Source organism: Micromonospora sp. CPCC 205554, from assembly GCF_036902745.1.
Taxonomy (GTDB): domain Bacteria; phylum Actinomycetota; class Actinomycetes; order Mycobacteriales; family Micromonosporaceae; genus Micromonospora; species Micromonospora tulbaghiae.
Map to the genome: position 1 here is coordinate 228,062 of NZ_JBAKHP010000002.1, position 16,317 is coordinate 244,378.

Consider the following 16,317-nt stretch of genomic DNA (forward strand, 5'->3'; position numbering starts at 1 on the left):
TGGAAAGGCCGAGTAGCTTGTTAGTCGGACACGGAATTCCTGTCCTTCTCCATCTGGCCTAGCGTCTTCACGACTCCGATACCAGCCTTGTCGGTTGGAACGAGTCGAAATCCCTTCGGCCACACATGCGGCCGCTTCGGGTTGGCGTTAGCAAACGATTCGGAGAGCAAGAGTTTGTCGTCTGACACGTCAAGAAACGTAGCGCGCTGCCGGAAGACTGCGCCCAAGAAGACACCTACGCGAGAAAACGATGCCTTCGTGAAATCGACGTCTTCGCAGAACTCGGCGTTGCGGAAGTTAATCATGCCATCGGCACGCACCCCCGTGAAGTCCAGACGCGCCATGAAAAAAGCACCCGTGGCCGCAATTGAGCCGTCTACAAAAGACTCGGAGAAATCGGCATTTCCGATGAAGCGCGCTCCCTCGATGTTGAGATTGCCAGGTTTGCAACTCGCAAGGTTCCAGTCAATTAAGATGGCACCCCGAAGGTTGAGATCGAGCGCACCCCAATAGTCCTCGCCGTGGGCAGTCCTCCCATCGGGAAGAAAAAAGCACCAGAGGTGCTTATTGATTAAGTCTTGCGCAGCCTTTCGCACTTCTAGATCCTCCAGGATGACGGAATCTCTGGAGTAATCCACAGTTCCAGCCGAGGCGTCAGAGATAAGTTTCTGAACGCTATACGGCTCACCGACCGGCATTCGCAGATAGGAGCAAATAAGGCTCATGACTGTTCCCCTGTGCCCAGGATTGTCTTGAGCCAACCTTTCAAGAGAATAAAGCGCTGCCATACGAACCGGCGCCTTTTCTGATCCCAGCTGTTCGGCCGCTTTAACATAAAGCTCTGTAATCCGCCTTTCGGCGGCATCATGCCTTGAATCTTCCGCGGTACGGTTCTTATGGGCCTGGTCGTCGTAATCGACACGCTCCTTAACGTACTGACGACGCAAAGCCAAGAACAAGGCAATCAAGCCGCCGGTGCCAGCACCAACGGCGAGGATGTTACGGATGACGTCTACGCGAAGTTGTGCTGCCCGAACAGCAAGGTCCGGCGAAGTTATCAGCTTCGCCGGAACCTTTGCCGCATCCCACATAAGCCATGCCGCTATTGCGGTGATCGCAACAGCGATGACCGTAAGGGTCATGAGGGTAGCGAGGTGGATCGGCCTATACGTCCGTGGCTTCGCCACCTTCACGCGCCTCTGCTTCGATCTCATGCTAGAAACTCGGCGCTTGAACCAAGCAAGCATTGCGATAAGGCGTAACCGAACTTTCCGCCAAAGCCGTTTGAGCATGCTCGCATTATCTCGCAAGCACGCAACTTCGGTCTAGCTAAAAGTCCTGTCGCGAAGTCGTCAATGCGTTGCCAAACGAGGTAACCGTCCCCGAGCTTCCCTTGTACGTGAGTGCACCGCCTTCGACGTACAGCACACCTCCACCGGTTGGCGTAGCCGGTGCCGTGGGATTGGCGATGAAGACTCGGCCAAAAGCGTTGAGTTGCATGCCAACCGTGAAGGCGTCATCGGTTCTGAGGGAGTCTGCACTAGAGCGGTATAGGCTGGTGTCTAGTGAACTCCCATTACCCCATTCAATCTTGCCGTCGGTGTACACGGCGAACTGACGGAACTTGCGTAGCAACTTGCCCATTGTTCCTCCTTGGGAATCTCCATCAAGGGTGCTGCGGAATGAGGATCACCCCACAGCGACTCCGTGGTCATGCTTACTCAATTAAGGTTTGGACGCCATTACTACAATGTTCACCTTGCGGAATTCGCTGATTGTCGGCTACGTCTTCTCGCCATCCGCCGGAAATACATAGAACCGAATGATCTCGTCGCCAATTCGCGCCGATGGTCGGCCACGGAAAGGAAGTGGTCCGTATTTGCAGGCGCTGCTCATGCTCGGCGAGGCGCGGCTGGCCGCCGCGACAGTGCAGGGCCTGTTCAGCCGCACCTACTTCCGCGACCCCGGCGACGCGGTACGGCGTACCGGGCTGGCCGGGGCCGACATGACCGAGGTGGGCGCGGCGCTGAGCCGCCAGGCGGAGGAGCTGGCCGCCCGGGGCCGCCCGGTCGACGGCACCATCGACGACCTGCTGTCCGGCTGACGGTCGCGGACGGCTCAGCGTCAGCCGATGCCGCCGACGCCGATCAGCGCACCGATCAGGTAGGTGGCGCCGGCCGCCAGCGCGCCGAGCAGCAACTGCCGCAGGCCGCTGCGCCACCAGGCGCGGTTGGTGAACCGGGCCACGACCGCGCCGGCCACGAACAACCCCACGCCGCCGACGGCGAGCGCCAGCCAGAGGCTGGTGAAGCCGAGCAGGTACGGCAGCAGCGGCACCAGGGCGCCGACGGAGAAGCAGACGAACGACGAGATCGCGGCGGCCCACGGGCTGGGCTGGTCGTCGGGGTCGACGCCCAGTTCCTCCCGTACGTGCACCCGCAGCGCCTCCTCGGGGTTGGCGCGTACCGCCTCGGCGACCTGCGTCGCCAGCTCGCGGGGCAGTCCACGGGCGACCCACGCGTCGGCCAGTTCCCGGGCCTCGGCCTCCGGGTGGCGTTCCAGCTCGCGCCGCTCCTTGGCCACCTCGGCGGCGACCTGCTCGTTCGCGGACCGGACGCTCGTGTACTCGCCGAGGCCCATCGAGATGGCGCCGGCCACCAGGCCGGCCGTGCCGGTCAGCACCACGCTGCGCGGGGACACCCCGCCGCCGCCCACGCCGGCGATCAGCGCGATGTTGGTGACCAGACCGTCCATCGCGCCGAAGACGGCCGGACGCAGCCAGCCGCCGGAGACGTCCGCGTGGTGCGCCTCGCGCAGCGCCGCCGGGGTGTCGGTCACGGCAGCGTCAGGATCTCGTAGCCGTCGTCGGTCACGACGATGGTGTGCTCGAACTGGGCCGTCCACCTGCGGTCCTTGGTGACCACGGTCCAGCCGTCGTCCCACATGTCGTACTGGTAGGTGCCGAGCGTGATCATCGGCTCGACGGTGAACGTCATGCCGGGCTCCATCACGTCGGTGGGGCGCGGGCTGTCGTAGTGCGGCACGTAGAGGCCACTGTGGAACGCCTCGCCGATGCCGTGCCCGGTGAAGTCGCGGACCACGCCGTAGCCGAAGCGCTTCGCGTAGGACTCGATCACCCGGCCGATGACGTTGATCTGGCGCCCCGGGGCGATCGCCTTGATGCCGCGCATCATCGCCGTGTGGGTCCGCTCGACCAGCAGGCGGGCCTCCTCGCTCACCTCGCCCACGCAGAACGTGGCGTCGGTGTCGCCGTGCACGCCGTTCAGGTACGCGGTGACGTCGACGTTGATGATGTCGCCGTCCTGGAGCACCGTGGTGTCGGGGATGCCGTGGCAGATCACCTCGTTGAGGCTGGTGCAGCACGACTTCGGAAAGCCCCGGTAGCCGAGCGTCGACGGGTAGGCGCCGTGGTCGCAGAGGAACTCGTGCACCACCTTGTCGATCTCGTCGGTGGTCACGCCCGGCTTGCAGTGCTCACCGGCGAGCTGGGTGGCCTGGGCGGCGAGACGCCCCGCCACGCGCATCTTCTCGATGGTCTCCGGCGTCTGCACGTGCGAGCCGCGCCACTCCTGGGGACGCTTCTTACCCACGTACTCCGGGCGCGGGATGTGGGCGGGAACCGCTCGCCACGGGGAGAGCGTGCCGGGGGTCAGCGGCGCACGGACGGTCATGGCGCAAGCCTATCGCCGGGGCCGGTGTGCCCCCCGCCACAGGCCCGCCGGGCAGGTTGTTGCCGTGCCGCAAACGCTGTGCCATTGTTGCTCCGTGGATCAAGGGGACGCGGCGCCCGTCTTCTCCGTGACGGCGCAGGTCGACGTCGACCAGGTGCGCGTCCAGGTGACCGGCGAGGTCGACATGGCGACCGCCGACACCATGTTCCAGACCGCGCTCCGCGAGCCCGCCAAGCGGCTGACGCTCGACCTGCGGGCGGTCACCTTCTTCGACTCGGCCGCCATCCACGCGGTGGTCCGGCTCGCCCAGCGGTTCCCGGACGCGCTCACCGTGCTGCCGTCCCCGCAGGTCCGGCGCGTGCTGGACATCTCCGGCCTGGGCGACCAGGACTGGCTCGCCGGCTAGGGTCGCCACCGGAGCGCTGCTCCCAGCGTGAACGCCGTTGACACGGGACAGCGAACGGCCCGGCCCGTCACTACGGTGCGGGGATGGACAGCTTCCATCCGTCGATGGCCGGCGTCGTGCACGAGGCGCCCGGGTCGACCGTACGACTGCGACCGGTGACCGAGGACGATCTCGCGATGTTGCGCCGGTTCGCGGTCGAACCCGGTCTGGTAGGGCTGGACTGGGCCGGCTTCCAGGACGCCGCCGCGCCGGCCCGCCGCTTCGCCGAGGACGGCTATCTCGGCGAGAAGGTCGGCGGCCTGATCGTCCAGGTCGAGCCCCCGGACGTACCGGTGGGCTTCCTCAGCTACCTGCAGCGCGAGAGCGGTGGGCGGGCACCGTACTGGGAGATCGGCATCGTGCTGCTGCCCGAGTGGCGCGGCCGGGGTCTCGGCTGGCGAGCACAGGCGCTGCTCTGCGATTACCTGTTCAGCCACACCCCGGCGCAGCGCATTCAGGCCGGCACTCATCCCGAGAACGCCGCCGAGCAGCGGTCGCTGGAGAAAGCCGGTTTCCAGTTGGAGGGTGTCTTGCGGTCCTGCGAGTTCCGGGCCGGTGCCTGGCGTGACGGGTGGCTCTACAGCCGGCTGCGCGACGACCCGTCACCGCTGTGACCGGATGACTCGGCACCCTCGGTCGGGGCCCAGTCGGTCAGGCGGCGGCGCAGCGTCAGCTCGGTGCCCGTCTCGGTACGCGTCACGTTCATCTCCCCCAGCGCCTGGATCAGCGCCAGCCCGCGTCCCCGGAAGCTGGACCCGCTCGACTCCCGCCAGCGCCCGCTGTCCCTGATGGTCGCGGTGACCGTACGGTCGGCGATGGTCACCTCGACCTCGATCGTCGGATCGACCGGGTCGATCGGATGCTCGATCGCGTTCGCCGCCGCCTCCGACACCGCCACCGTCAGGTCGAACAGGTCGGTCTCGCCGACCTGGTGGGCGACGAGGAAGTCCTCCAGCCGCTTACGCAGCACGCTGAGCCGGGTCGGGTCGGCGGGCAGGCGCAGCGCGAACCGGTTCAGCTCGGTCGCCTCCAGCGCGAGCACCGCCGCGTCGTCGTGCCGGGACCGCTCGGCGACCCGCGCCATGACGGCGTCGACCAGGTCCGCCACGTGCCCGGCGCGCGCCCTCGCGTCCGCCCGCAACTGGCCCAGCCCGGCGTCGATCCCCGCGGACCGGTCCTCGATCAGGCCGTCGGTGTAGAGCAGGAGCCGGTTGCCCGGGGCGAGTTCGCCCTCGGCAGCCGGGTAGACGGCGCCGGGAATGGCCCCGATCGGCGGTCCGAGGGCCCGATCGTGCAGGAACGCCACGTCGTCTCCTCGGATCAGCAGGGGTGAGGGGTGGCCCGCGCTGGCGTACCGGATGCGGCCGGTGCGCGGGGAGAAGCCGAGGCAGACCACTGTGGCGAAGGAGCCGCTGCCGGCGGAGTGGACCAGCCGGTTGAGCCGGGTCAGCGCCTCGCCCGGGTCGTAGCCCTCGAGGACGTACGCCCGCAGCGCGTTGCGGAGCTGGCCCATCGCCGCGGCGGCCCGCACGCCCTTGCCCACCACGTCGCCGATGACCAGCACCAGGTCGTCGTCGGCGGTGGCCATCACGTCGTACCAGTCGCCGCCGACCTCCACGTCGGCGCTGCCGGGCAGGTAGCGGCTGGCCACCACCGCGCCGGGCAACTGCGGCAGCGTACGCGGCAGCAGGCTGTGCTGGAGCGTGGTGGCGATGTGGTGCTCGGCCTCGTAGAGCTGGGCGTTCTCCAGCCGAACGCCGATCAGCCGGGCCAGTTCGGTGAGCGCCGCCTCCTCGGTGCCGCCACCCTCCCGGCGCCACACCCGCAGCTCGCCGAGCTGCTCGCCGGAGGTGCCGGTGAGCGGCAGCACCACTGTCGGCTCGGCGGGCAGGTCGCCGCCGGCGTCCTCCTCGTGGCGGGCCCCGGTGGCGGTCACCCGGACGCGTCCGGCCTCGGCCAGGCGCAGCGCGTGCCGGGCGGCCACCCGGACCACCTCGGCGGTGGACCGGGCGGTGTTGATCTCCACGGCGGCGTCGGCGAGCGCCCGCAGGCGGCGGATGATCTGCCCGCGCAACTGGCCCAGTTCGACGTTGGCCCGGACCCGGGCCACCAGTTCCTGGCTGGAGAAGGGCTTGGTCAGATAGTCGTCGGCACCGGTGGACAGACCGGCGACCTCCTCGGCGGCCCCGGCCCGCGCGGAGAGCAGCACGATCGGCACGTGCCGGGTGGCCGGGTCGGCACGCAACGCGGTGACCAGCCCGAAGCCGTCCAGCCGGGGCATCATCACGTCGGTCAGCACCAGGTCGAACGGGGTCTGGACGGCCAGCCGCAGCGCCTCCGCGCCGTCCGGCACGGCCACCACCTCGTACGCCGGGGAGAGCAGCCGGACGACGTGCTCGCGCAGGTCGGGGTTGTCGTCGGCGAACAGGATCCGGCCGGACCCACCCGGTGCGCCGGACGCCTCGGGCAGTCCGGTGGGCCGGGCCACCTCGTCGGTCCAGAGCGCCGTCTCGGCCACGTACAGGCGGGCCTGCGCCGGCTCACCCGGCGACATCGGGGTGAGGGCGGACACCCGGTCGGCGGGCAGGTGCGCGTACCCGAAGGGCATGGTCACCGTGAACGTGGTGCCCCGGTCGACGACGCTGTGCGCGGTCACCGTGCCGCCGTGCATCTCGACCAGCTCGCGGACCAGGGCGAGCCCGATGCCGGTGCCCTCGTGGGTACGAGATCGGGCGCCGGCCACCCGGTGGAACCGCTCGAAGACCTGCGGCAGTTCCTCCGGGGCGATGCCGACGCCGGTGTCGGTGACCTCCAGCACGGCGGTGCCGTCGGCGGCACGCATCCGGACCCGGATCTCGCCGTCGAAGGTGAACTTGACCGCGTTCGACACCAGGTTGAGGACGATCTTCTCCCACATGTCCCGGTCGACGTAGACCGGCGCGGGCAGCGGCGGGCAGTCCACCACCAGGCGCAGGCCGGCCCGCTCGGTGGCCGAGCGGAACGTGCTGGCCAGCCGCGAGGTGTAGTCGGACAGGTCGGTGGGCTGGTAGCGGGCGGCCAGCCGGCCGGACTCCAGCCGGGAGAAGTCGAGGACCGTGTTGACCAGCTTGAGCAGGCGCAGCCCGTTGCGGTGCATGACGGTGAGCCGGTCGAGGTAGCGCTCGGGCAGCTCCCGGTCGGCGAGCAGTTCCTCCAGCGGCCCGAGGACCAGCGTGAGCGGGGTGCGGAACTCGTGGCTGACGTTGGCGAAGAAGTTGGTCTTGGCGCGATCCAGCGCGGCCAGCTCGGCGGCGCGGGCGCGTTCCTGCTCGTACGCCCGCTGCTTGCCGACGGCCCGGGAGACCTGCGCGGCGACCAGGTCGACGAAGTCGCGGTAGTCGTCGGTGAACGGCAGCCGTCGGGACACGCCGAGCAGCAGCACGCCGGCCGGCTCGTTGGTGGCGGTCAGCGGCAGCAGGAGCGCCTGGTCGGCGGCGTCCGGCGGCACCGCGCCCGGCAGGTCGGCGGTGGCGATCCAGCGCGGCTCGGTGAGCGGCCCGTCGGCGGCCAGCCCGGGCGGCGGACCGGCGACGACGGCCGGGTCCACGCCTGAACAACCGGCCGGCACCGGCGACCCGCCCTCACCCTGGAACCACAGCGCGCTGAACGGCACGTCGGCGCGGTGGGCGTCGAGCACCCGGGTGACGGCCCGGCCCAGTTCGAGCAGGCCCGGCACGTCGCCCAGCTCGTTGCCCAGCTCGGCGAGGGCGCGGAGCCGGCGCTCGCCGAGCACCCGGCCGGTGGTCTCGTTGACGAAGCAGAACAGGCCACCGACGCTGCCGTCGGCACCACGGATCGGGTCGTACGAGACGTCGAAGTAGACGTCCTCCAGGAAACCGTGCCGGTTGAGCACGAAGGGGTGGTTCTCGCCCCGGTAGGGCACGCCGGTGCGGCGTACCCCGTCGAGCAGCGGGCCGAGCACGTCCCAGGTCTCCGCCCAGTGCCGCCGGGCGGGCTGCCCGATCACGGCCGGGTGCTTGTCGCCGATGGTCGGCCGGTAGGCGTCGTTGTAGAAGGCGAGGTGGTCCTCGCCCCAGAAGACCACCATCTGTGCCCGGGACGACAGCATGGTGCTGAGCGCGTGGGAGAACGCGGCGGGCCAGCGGTCCGGGCTGCCGAGGACGGTGGTGGACCAGTCGAAGCCGCGCAGCCGCTCGCCCATCTCACCGCCGGCGGCGAAGGCCGCGGCGAGCAGCGGCGGTAGTGACGCGTCGCCGGCCGCCGGGGACGAACGATCGTCGTCCCCGCCCCCCAGGGCCGAGCTCATGCAGCCTCCCGCTCCGGCCATGATCAGACGGTCGGCGCTGCTGCGCCGGCCGTCCCCGCCTACTACCCCGACGGAGGAGCAACGTAACGCACTCGCAACGTCGGACGCTGCTTACCTCCGCCTCATCCTGGCGTAACCGGCGGGCCGGGGCGACTCGGGCGGTCGTCGACGGCTCACCGGACCGCCGATTCGGCTGTCCTGACCTACGAAACGCGGGTCTGTGATCTGCCCGACACCGCGGCCCGGACCAGGGCGGCGACCGGCCGCGGGTCGGCCTCGTTCTCCGGGTGCCACTGCACGCCGAGCACGAAGCGCCGCGCCGGGTCCTCCACCGCCTCGATCACCCCGTCGTCGGCCCAGCCGGTCACCGCCAGGCCGCCGGGGTCGGCCACCGCCTGATGGTGGTACGAGTTGACCCGGTCCACCCCGGCCATCACCCGCCCGGTCCGGCTGCCCGGGGCGAAGCGCACCGGATGCGACCCGTACACGCCCGGCGCGGGCCGGTGCCCGTCGTGCCCGACCACGTCCGGCAGGTGCTGGTGCAGCAGGCCGCCGTACGCCACCGCGAGCAACTGCATCCCCCGGCACACGCCCAGCACCGGCAGGTCGGCGGCGAGCGCGGCGGTCAGCAGGGTCACTTCCCCGGCGTCGCGGTCCGGCCGGCTCTCGGTACGCGGGTCCGACGGCTCGCCGTACCGCTCCGGGCCGACGTCCGCGCCGCCGGCGAGCAGCAGCCCGTCCAGCAGCCCCAGCACGTCGGCGTCGGCGTCGTCGGGGGGCAGCACCACGGCCCGGCCGCCCGCCGCGGTGACCGACCGGACGTACGCGTGCGGCACGAGCGTCGCCGGGACGTCCCGCCACACCGCCCAGCCGGCCGGCTCGACGTACGCGGTGATGCCGATGACCGGCCGTCGCCCGCTCACAGTGCCGGGCTGGTTCGCGACTGCGGGGCTCGCAAGACCGGCTCACTCCTCGCGCTCACAGTGGCGTGACGTACGCGCCGGTGATGCCGCCGTCGACGACGAACTGCGCGGCGGTCATGAACGAGGCGTCGTCGCTGGCGAGGAACGCCACCGCGGCGGCGATCTCGGCAGGGTCGCCGAACCGGCCCATCGGCACGTGCACCAGCCGCCGGGCGGCCCGCTCGGGGTCCTTGGCGAACAGCTCCAGCAGCAGCGGCGTGGCCACCGGCCCGGGGCACAGCGCGTTCACCCGGATGCCCTCGCGGGCGAACTGCACGCCCAGCTCCCGGGTCATCGCCAGCACCCCGCCCTTGCTCGCCGTGTACGCGATCTGCGAGGTGGCCGCGCCCATCAGCGCCACGAACGACGCGGTGTTGATGATCGAGCCCTTGCCCTGCCGGCGCATGTGCGGGATGACGTACTTGCAGCACAGGTAGACGCTCGTGGTGTTCACCCGCAGCACCCGCTCCCAGGCGTCCAGCCCGGTCTCCAGGATGGAGTCGTCGTCCGGCGGCGAGATGCCCGCGTTGTGGAACGACACGTCCACCCGTCCGTGTCGCTGCACCACGCCGTCGAACAGGTCGCGGACCGCCGTCTCGTCGGCCACGTCGGCGGCCACGAACTCGCCGCCCACCTCCTGCGCGGCCCGGGTGCCGGCGTCGGCGTCGATGTCCACGCACACCACCCGGGCGCCCTCGGCGGCGAATCGGCGTACGGTGGCCAGCCCGATGCCGCTGCCCGCGCCGGTCACCACCGCCACGCGGTCGGAAAGCCGTCCCTGCACTGTGATCACTCCTCGGTGCCGATGAACACGTTCTTGACGTCGGTGAAGGCGTGCAGCGCGTCCGGACCCAGCTCCCGGCCCAGGCCGGAGCGTTTCATCCCGCCGAACGGGGTCCAGTAGCGCACCGAGGAGTGCGAGTTGACGCTGAGGTTGCCCGAGTCGACAGCCCGGGCCACCCGCACCGCGCGCCCGACGTCCCGGGTCCAGATCGAGCCGGAGAGCCCGTACTCGGTGTCGTTGGCGAGCCGGATCGCGTCCGCCTCGTCGTCGAACGGCAGCACCGAGACGACCGGGCCGAAGACCTCCTCCCGCCAGTGCCGGTCCGCCGGGGAGCCGGCGAGCAGCACCGTCGGGGCGTACCAGAAGCCGGGGCCGTCGGGGCAGGAGCCGGTGAAGGCGACGTCCGCGCCGTCGACGTACCCGGCGACCCGGTCCCGGTGCGCGGCGGAGATCAGCGGTCCCATCTCGGCGCTCTCCCGGGCCGGGTCCTCCACCCGGAACCCCCGCACGGCCGGTTCGAGCAGTTCCAGGAACCTGTCGTACACCTGGCGCTGGACCAGGATCCGGGAGCGGGCGCAGCAGTCCTGGCCGGCGTTGTCGAAGACCGCGTACGGCGCGGTGGCCGCCGCCTTCTCCAGGTCCGCGTCGGCGAAGACGATGTTGGCGGACTTGCCGCCCAGCTCCAGCGTCACCCGCTTCACCTGGGCCGCGCAGCCGGCCATGATCCGGGTGCCGACCTCGGTCGAGCCGGTGAAACAGATCTTGCGGACCGCCGGGTGGGTGACGAACCGCTCGCCGACCACGCTGCCCCGGCCGGGCAGCACGGTGAACACGCCGTCGGGCAGGCCGGCGTCGCGGGCCAGTTCGGCCAGGCGCAGCGCCGTCAGCGGGGTCAGCTCGGCCGGCTTGAGCACCACCGTGTTGCCGGCCGCGAGCGCCGGGGCGAATCCCCAGCCGGCGATCGGCATCGGGAAGTTCCAGGGCACGATCACGCCGACCACGCCGAGTGGTTCGTGGAACGTGACGTCGAGCCCTCCGGGCACCGGGATCTGGTGGCCGGTCAGCCGTTCCGGCGCGCCCGCGTAGTAGTCGAGCACGTCGCGGACGTTGCCCGCCTCCCAGCGCGCGTTGCCGATGGTGTGCCCGGCGTTGCGCACCTCCAGCCGGGCCAGCTCCTCCAGGTGCGCGTCGACCTCGGCCGCGAACCGCCGCAGCAGCCGCGCCCGATCCCCCGGCGCCACCCGACGCCACGACTCGAACGCCGCGGAAGCCCGCGAGACGGCGGCATCCACGTCCTCAACGGAACACCCCGGCACGACCCCGATCCCCGCCCCGTCGACAGGCGAGATCACCTCACCCACGCGTCCCCCTCCCCCACTCCGGCGATCTTGCGGTTGCTGCCCCGGCGAAAGCCGCATCACGCCCGAACCGAGGGCCGCAAGTGCAAGATCGGCGTCGCCGGCGGGGCGCGAGGGCGGGCACGAGGGCGGGGGCGGCGGCGGGGTCAGAGGCGTTCGAAGCCACGGGTCAGCTCCCAGTCCGTCACCGCGGCGTCGAAGGCGCTCAGCTCGACCTTCGCCTGGTTGGCGTAGTGGGCGGCCACCTCGTCGCCGAACGCCTCCCGGGCCACCTCCGAGCGCTGCCACAGGTCCAGCGCGTCACGCAGCGTCGTGGGCACCCGCTCGGCGTCCGGGTCGTCGTACGCGTTGCCGGTGCACTCGTCCGCCAGCTCCAGCTCGTTCTCGATGCCGTGCACCGCCCCGGCCACCAGCGCGGCGATCGCCAGGTACGGGTTGACGTCGGCCCCCGGCACCCGGTTCTCCACCCGCATCCCCTGCCCGTGGCCGACCAGCCGCAGCGCACAGGTGCGGTTGTCGGTGCCCCAGCGCAACGCGGTCGGCGCGAACGAGCCGGGCTGGTAGCGCTTGTAGGAGTTGATGTTCGGCGCGAAGAACAGGCTGAACTCGCGCATCGTGGCGAGCAGCCCGGCCAGCACCCGCTGCCCGGTGACACTCAGGTGCGCCGGCCCATCCCCCAGCATCGCCGACGAGCCGGAGGCGTCGCGCAGCGAGAAGTGGATGTGGCAGGAGTTGCCCTCCCGCTCGTTCGGCTTGGCCATGAACGTGATCGACATGCCCTCCTGGGCGGCGATCTCCTTGGCCCCGTTCTTGTAGATGACGTGGTGGTCGGCGCAGCGCACCGCCTCGTCGTACCGGAAGGCGATCTCGTGCTGGCCGAGGTTGCACTCGCCCTTCGCGCTCTCCGGGGTGAGCCCGGCGCCGGCCATCTCGGTGCGGATGCGGCGCAGCAGCGGCTCGACCCGGGCGGTGCCGAGCAGCGAGTAGTCCACGTTGTACTGGTTGGCCGGGGTCAGGTCGCGGTAGCCGCGCCGCCACGCCTCCTCGTACGAGTCGCGGTAGAGCACGAACTCCAGTTCGGTGCCGGCGTACGCGGTCAGCCCGTGCGCGGCCAGCCGGTCGAGCTGCTTGCGGAGGATCTGCCGGGGTGAGGCGACCACCGGGCCGGAGCCGTCCAGCCACTCCAGGTCGGCCAGCAGCAGCGCGGACCCGGGCTGCCAGGGCATCCGGCGCAACGTGTCCAGGTCGGGGCGCATGGCGAAGTCGCCGTAGCCGCGTTCCCAGCTCGACATCGCGTACCCGTCGACGGTGTTCATGTCGACGTCCACGGCGAGCAGGTAGTTGCAGCCCTCGCTGCCGTGCGTGACCACCTGGTCGAGGAAGTAGGGCGCGTGGAACCGCTTGCCCTGCAGTCGGCCCTGCATGTCGGTGAGGGCGAGCACCACCGTGTCGATCTCACCCTCGGTGACGGCGACCCGCAACTGTTCCAGCGAGAGCGGCGTTTGCTTCATCAGGGGCCTCCATCACCAAGGTCTACTGGCAAACCGGATCACCGTCAATGCCCCGGCGGGGCCGGGCCCGAAACCGAGGAGCACACATGCGCCGTCGTACCGTCGCTGTCGTCGCCGCCGTCCTCGCGATCGTGCTCGCCGTGACCGACGCCCACGCGGGCGAGCGGCCCACCGGCGAGCGGCCCGCGGGCGGCCCGGACCGGCCGGTCCCCGCCGACGCGCGCCCGGTCGCGCTCGACCTGCGCGGGTTCGACGGGCGCGCCGGCTGGTCCGGCTACGACCTGACCCGCCCCCGCGTCGTCACGACCGGGCTGGAGGCGCCGTGGGGGCTGGACTTCCTGCCCGACGGCAGCGCCCTGGTCGCGCAGCGGGACCGGGGGACGATCCTGCGCGTACGCCCGGGACGCCCGGCCCGGCAGGTGGCCCGGATCGCCGACGTGGCCGCGGGCGGCGAGGCGGGCCTGCTCGGGCTCGCGGTCTCCCCCGGGTACCGCCGGGACCGGTGGGTCTACGCCGCCTACACCACCGCGACCGACATCCGGATCGTCCGGTTCCGACTCGGCTCGTCCCAGGCGCCGCAGGTGTTGGTGAGCGGCATCGCCCGCAGCGCCGTGCACGACGGCGGCCGGATCGCGTTCGGCCCCGACGGCATGCTCTACGCCGGGATCGGCGACGCCGGGGTGGCCGCCCGCGCGCAGGACCTGACCAGCCGCAACGGCAAGATCCTGCGGATCCGCCCGGACGGCGGCGTGCCGGCCGGCAACCCGTTCCCCGGCTCGCTCGTCTACACCTACGGCCACCGCAACGTGCAGGGCCTCGCCTGGGACCGGCAGGGGCGGCTGTTCGCCACCGAGTTCGGGCAGAGCACCTGGGACGAGGTGAACCGGATCGTGCCCGGCGGCAACTACGGCTGGCCGCTCGTCGAGGGCGTCGCCGGTGACCCCCGGTTCCGTGACCCGGTCGTCGTCTGGCCGCCCGCGCAGGCGTCCCCGAGCGGCGCCGCGTTCACCAGGGGCACGCTCTACGTCGCCGCGCTGCGGGGCGCCCGGCTCTGGGCGGTGCCCGTCGATTCCGCCGGCCGCGTGGGCGTACCGGTGGCGGAGCTGGCCGGCACCTACGGCCGCCTGCGTACCGTCGAGGTGGCGCCGGACGGCGCGCTGTGGGTGGCGACCAGCAACCGCGACGGCCGCGGCACCCCGGCGGCCGGCGACGACCGCATCCTCCGCTTCCCGCTCACCCACCGCCGCCCCACGATCTGACCCCGGGGTACGCGGACAGCCCGCGCCGCGTCAGCCACGAACCCGCGCCCAGGCCAGGAAGCGGCCGTGCAGGTCCGGAGCATGGTCCGGATTCAGCTGGGCGAGTTGTTCCCGTGCCTCGGCCATCAGGCCGCCGAGATAGAGCAGCAGCGCGGTGCGGTCCTCCCGGTACTCGACGAGCAGCGACAGACGGGCCGGTTGGCAGGGCCACTCCGCGCCGCAGTTGCGGCACCGCCACAGCGGCCGCAGAGGCAGGTGCGGCACCACGCGACGGCCCATCACCGCAGCCTTCGGGCGATCGCACGCGCCTCGTCGTCGCTGAGCGGAAGGAACCAGAAGAACCGCCGGACGATCTCGGGCGGTTCCGGCCCCTCGACTCGGCCACGTAGATCCCGGATCGCCCCACGGACGAGGAACGCCATCATCCGGATGAGCGCCGCCGGTTCGAGCTGGTCGCGGGGAATGCGACGCAGAGTGGGACACGGCCACGGCTCCCGGCAGCGCTCGCATGTCCAGTCCGGCTGATACCCGACGTGCCCGATGGCGCTGAGGACACCGACCAGAGCCGTCACCAGCGGCCCCCGTTCGCCCGCCACTCCTGCGCCGGTGTCAGACGACCTGGGCTGCCCGGGCGAACCGTGGGAAACACCCGGGTCGGCTCGCGCATCCACGCCGGCAGGTTGCTGCCGGGGTCTCGCTTCGGCAGGGTGGGCAGCTCCCGGGTACGGCACCGGAACCATCGGACACGCACATCGGCCTCCTCGTTCATGGAGGGGGCCGCCCGGCATCGTCGGGACCGGGCGGCCCCGGGCTGGAATCCGCCCGTGCTCGCCTGCGACGAGCGGATCCGCATGCGTGACAGTCTGGTGAGGACACCGCTACGGTCGGAAGGCATCGAGCCTGGTCACGGCGCACCAGTGAAGCACCGGGCCGGCCGGCGGATGTCGAATGAAGTTCACGCACGGACTGTGGAGGAACTGTGGAGGAACCGACAGCCGATCTCATCCGATCGCAGCTCCGCCGGATGCGCTCCGCCGCCGGTCTCAGTCAGGAGGAGTTCGGCAAGCTTCTGCACTACTCCGCGTCCATGGTCTCGGCAGTGGAGACTGGGGCCCGTCCGCTGGATCGCGTGTTCCTTGCGCGAGCAGATGAGGCGCTGAAGACCGGCGACCTGCTGACAACGCTGCTGAAGATGGCCGAACGGGAGAGCCAGCCTTCGTGGTTCCGTCCCTGGCTGGAGGCCGAGCGCTCGGCCCGTCAGCTTCGGTATTTCAATCCGTCCCTGATCCCTGGCCTGCTTCAGACGGCGAACTATGCCCGGATGGTGCTGCGCTTCGACAGCACGAGACCCCACGAGGAAGTGGAGAAGCAGGTAGCTGCACGATTGGAGCGGCAGGAGATCTTGCTTCGCGACCGTCCCCCGCTCGTCATCGGAGTGACTGATGAGTCAGCGCTCCGCCGCCGTGACGCCATCATGGCCGAGCAGCTCGCGCACCTGCTGCACATGGCCGAACTCCCGCACGTCCAACTACACGTCATTCCAGCCGATGCCGGTCATCACGTCGGCCTTTCCGGGCCGCTGGCGCTGGCCCACTCGGCGGAAGGCGGCTGGGTGGGGCACCTGGAGAACCAGCTTGCGGGTCTGGTCGTCGATGGCGAGGATGCGATGGCGACGCTCCTGGCACGGTGGGAAGGCGTCCGCAGCGTAGCCTTGCCGCAGACCCTCTCGGTCGCCCTGATAAAGGAAGTGGAGAGTCAGCATGGACCTCAGTAACGCGATCTGGAAGAAGTCCACCCGCAGCGGCACGAGCGGTGGCGACTGCGTCGAGGTGGCTGACAACCTGCCGGGAGTGGTGCTGGTACGCGACAGCAAGGACCGCGACGGCGCCACCCTCCACCTCACCCCGTCCTCGTGGCGGTCCTTCATCGCACTGGCCAAGCAGATCGGGCCTGCGACCTGACCGACAAGCCGTCGCCGAGATCTCCGGACGACCCGGTAC

General features: G+C 70.7%; 16 protein-coding genes and 1 pseudogene. 6 read left to right on the forward strand and 11 right to left on the reverse strand.

Annotation, left to right across the window (positions count from 1 at the left end):
* Positions 1-20: 20 nt before the first annotated feature.
* On the reverse strand, positions 21-1,193 hold the full coding sequence (locus V6U82_RS04100) for a pentapeptide repeat-containing protein (protein WP_334459272.1): 1,173 nt from the start codon (positions 1,191-1,193) through the stop codon (positions 21-23).
* A gap of 136 nt (positions 1,194-1,329) precedes the next feature.
* The gene (locus V6U82_RS04105) at positions 1,330-1,644 is read right to left on the reverse strand and encodes a hypothetical protein (RefSeq protein ID WP_334459273.1); all 315 of its coding nucleotides are present in this window, start codon (positions 1,642-1,644) and stop codon (positions 1,330-1,332) included.
* A gap of 238 nt (positions 1,645-1,882) precedes the next feature.
* Here V6U82_RS04105 and V6U82_RS04110 point away from each other — a divergent pair.
* Positions 1,883-2,104, forward strand: a pseudogene (locus V6U82_RS04110) (nucleotidyltransferase domain-containing protein); the annotation flags it as partial.
* Positions 2,105-2,124: 20 nt separating this feature from the next.
* Here V6U82_RS04110 and V6U82_RS04115 read toward each other — a convergent pair.
* Entirely contained in the window at positions 2,125-2,838 is a 714-nt protein-coding gene (locus V6U82_RS04115) for a VIT1/CCC1 transporter family protein (protein ID WP_128137856.1), read from the reverse strand.
* Positions 2,835-3,692 (reverse strand): type I methionyl aminopeptidase, encoded by an 858-nt coding sequence (map, locus tag V6U82_RS04120; RefSeq protein ID WP_013284652.1) that lies wholly within the window; start codon positions 3,690-3,692, stop codon positions 2,835-2,837. The genes V6U82_RS04115 and map overlap by 4 nt, the downstream gene beginning before the upstream one ends.
* 94 nt (positions 3,693-3,786) lie before the next feature.
* Here map and V6U82_RS04125 point away from each other — a divergent pair, with 94 nt between their 5' ends.
* Complete coding sequence (locus V6U82_RS04125; protein WP_435121067.1) at positions 3,787-4,098, forward strand: STAS domain-containing protein; 312 nt, start codon at positions 3,787-3,789, stop codon at positions 4,096-4,098.
* An 83-nt stretch (positions 4,099-4,181) separates the two neighbouring features.
* Positions 4,182-4,751, forward strand: coding sequence for a GNAT family N-acetyltransferase (locus V6U82_RS04130; protein WP_121685886.1), 570 nt, complete (start codon positions 4,182-4,184; stop codon positions 4,749-4,751).
* On the opposite strand, the gene V6U82_RS04135 is transcribed toward V6U82_RS04130, so the two are convergent.
* The 5 genes from V6U82_RS04135 to V6U82_RS04155 form a co-directional block, all read right to left on the reverse strand.
* Positions 4,715-8,443 carry a SpoIIE family protein phosphatase gene (locus V6U82_RS04135; RefSeq protein WP_334459278.1) on the reverse strand — a complete coding sequence of 1,243 codons (3,729 nt, stop codon included), beginning with the start codon at positions 8,441-8,443 and terminating at the stop codon, positions 4,715-4,717. The genes V6U82_RS04130 and V6U82_RS04135 overlap by 37 nt on opposite strands.
* Positions 8,444-8,646: 203 nt before the next feature.
* Positions 8,647-9,366 (reverse strand): gamma-glutamyl-gamma-aminobutyrate hydrolase family protein, encoded by a 720-nt coding sequence (locus V6U82_RS04140; protein WP_334459280.1) that lies wholly within the window; start codon positions 9,364-9,366, stop codon positions 8,647-8,649.
* A 55-nt stretch (positions 9,367-9,421) separates the two neighbouring features.
* On the reverse strand, positions 9,422-10,189 hold the full coding sequence (locus V6U82_RS04145) for a 3-oxoacyl-ACP reductase (RefSeq protein ID WP_121685892.1): 768 nt from the start codon (positions 10,187-10,189) through the stop codon (positions 9,422-9,424).
* Positions 10,190-10,194: 5 nt separating this feature from the next.
* Entirely contained in the window at positions 10,195-11,550 is a 1,356-nt protein-coding gene (locus V6U82_RS04150; RefSeq protein WP_334459282.1) for an aldehyde dehydrogenase family protein, read from the reverse strand.
* Positions 11,551-11,693: 143 nt separating this feature from the next.
* Positions 11,694-13,058, reverse strand: coding sequence for a glutamine synthetase family protein (locus tag V6U82_RS04155; RefSeq protein WP_334459284.1), 1,365 nt, complete (start codon positions 13,056-13,058; stop codon positions 11,694-11,696).
* An 86-nt stretch (positions 13,059-13,144) separates the two neighbouring features.
* Between V6U82_RS04155 and V6U82_RS04160 the strand changes: the two genes are divergently transcribed.
* Entirely contained in the window at positions 13,145-14,317 is a 1,173-nt protein-coding gene (locus V6U82_RS04160) for a PQQ-dependent sugar dehydrogenase (protein WP_334459285.1), read from the forward strand.
* 30 nt (positions 14,318-14,347) lie between these two features.
* Here the strand turns inward: V6U82_RS04160 and V6U82_RS04165 are convergent, their stop codons facing one another.
* Both V6U82_RS04165 and V6U82_RS04170 read right to left on the reverse strand, forming a co-directional pair.
* Positions 14,348-14,596 carry a flavin reductase gene (locus tag V6U82_RS04165; protein WP_334459288.1) on the reverse strand — a complete coding sequence of 83 codons (249 nt, stop codon included), beginning with the start codon at positions 14,594-14,596 and terminating at the stop codon, positions 14,348-14,350.
* Positions 14,596-14,889 carry a hypothetical protein gene (locus V6U82_RS04170; RefSeq protein WP_334459291.1) on the reverse strand — a complete coding sequence of 98 codons (294 nt, stop codon included), beginning with the start codon at positions 14,887-14,889 and terminating at the stop codon, positions 14,596-14,598. The genes V6U82_RS04165 and V6U82_RS04170 overlap by 1 nt, the downstream gene beginning before the upstream one ends.
* A gap of 452 nt (positions 14,890-15,341) precedes the next feature.
* Here V6U82_RS04170 and V6U82_RS04175 point away from each other — a divergent pair, with 452 nt between their 5' ends.
* Both V6U82_RS04175 and V6U82_RS04180 read left to right on the forward strand, forming a co-directional pair.
* Positions 15,342-16,091, forward strand: coding sequence for a helix-turn-helix domain-containing protein (locus tag V6U82_RS04175; protein ID WP_334459667.1), 750 nt, complete (start codon positions 15,342-15,344; stop codon positions 16,089-16,091).
* A complete protein-coding gene (locus tag V6U82_RS04180; protein ID WP_334459293.1) occupies positions 16,078-16,278 on the forward strand; it encodes a DUF397 domain-containing protein in 201 nt (66 codons plus the stop codon). The genes V6U82_RS04175 and V6U82_RS04180 overlap by 14 nt, the downstream gene beginning before the upstream one ends.
* The last annotated feature ends 39 nt before the right edge of the window (positions 16,279-16,317 follow it).

What these genes read in the sequence shown, in the direction of transcription:
- V6U82_RS04105 (WP_334459273.1), bottom strand. Translation starts at nt 1,644, where the DNA reads ATGGGCAAGTTGCTACGCAAGTTCCGTCAGTTCGCCGTGTACACCGAC.
- map (WP_013284652.1), bottom strand. Translation starts at nt 3,692, where the DNA reads ATGACCGTCCGTGCGCCGCTGACCCCCGGCACGCTCTCCCCGTGGCGA.
- V6U82_RS04130 (WP_121685886.1), top strand. Translation starts at nt 4,182, where the DNA reads ATGGACAGCTTCCATCCGTCGATGGCCGGCGTCGTGCACGAGGCGCCC.
- V6U82_RS04135 (WP_334459278.1), bottom strand. Translation starts at nt 8,443, where the DNA reads ATGAGCTCGGCCCTGGGGGGCGGGGACGACGATCGTTCGTCCCCGGCG.
- V6U82_RS04155 (WP_334459284.1), bottom strand. Translation starts at nt 13,058, where the DNA reads ATGAAGCAAACGCCGCTCTCGCTGGAACAGTTGCGGGTCGCCGTCACC.
- V6U82_RS04160 (WP_334459285.1), top strand. Translation starts at nt 13,145, where the DNA reads ATGCGCCGTCGTACCGTCGCTGTCGTCGCCGCCGTCCTCGCGATCGTG.
- V6U82_RS04165 (WP_334459288.1), bottom strand. Translation starts at nt 14,596, where the DNA reads ATGGGCCGTCGCGTGGTGCCGCACCTGCCTCTGCGGCCGCTGTGGCGG.
- V6U82_RS04175 (WP_334459667.1), top strand. Translation starts at nt 15,342, where the DNA reads ATGCGCTCCGCCGCCGGTCTCAGTCAGGAGGAGTTCGGCAAGCTTCTG.
- V6U82_RS04180 (WP_334459293.1), top strand. Translation starts at nt 16,078, where the DNA reads ATGGACCTCAGTAACGCGATCTGGAAGAAGTCCACCCGCAGCGGCACG.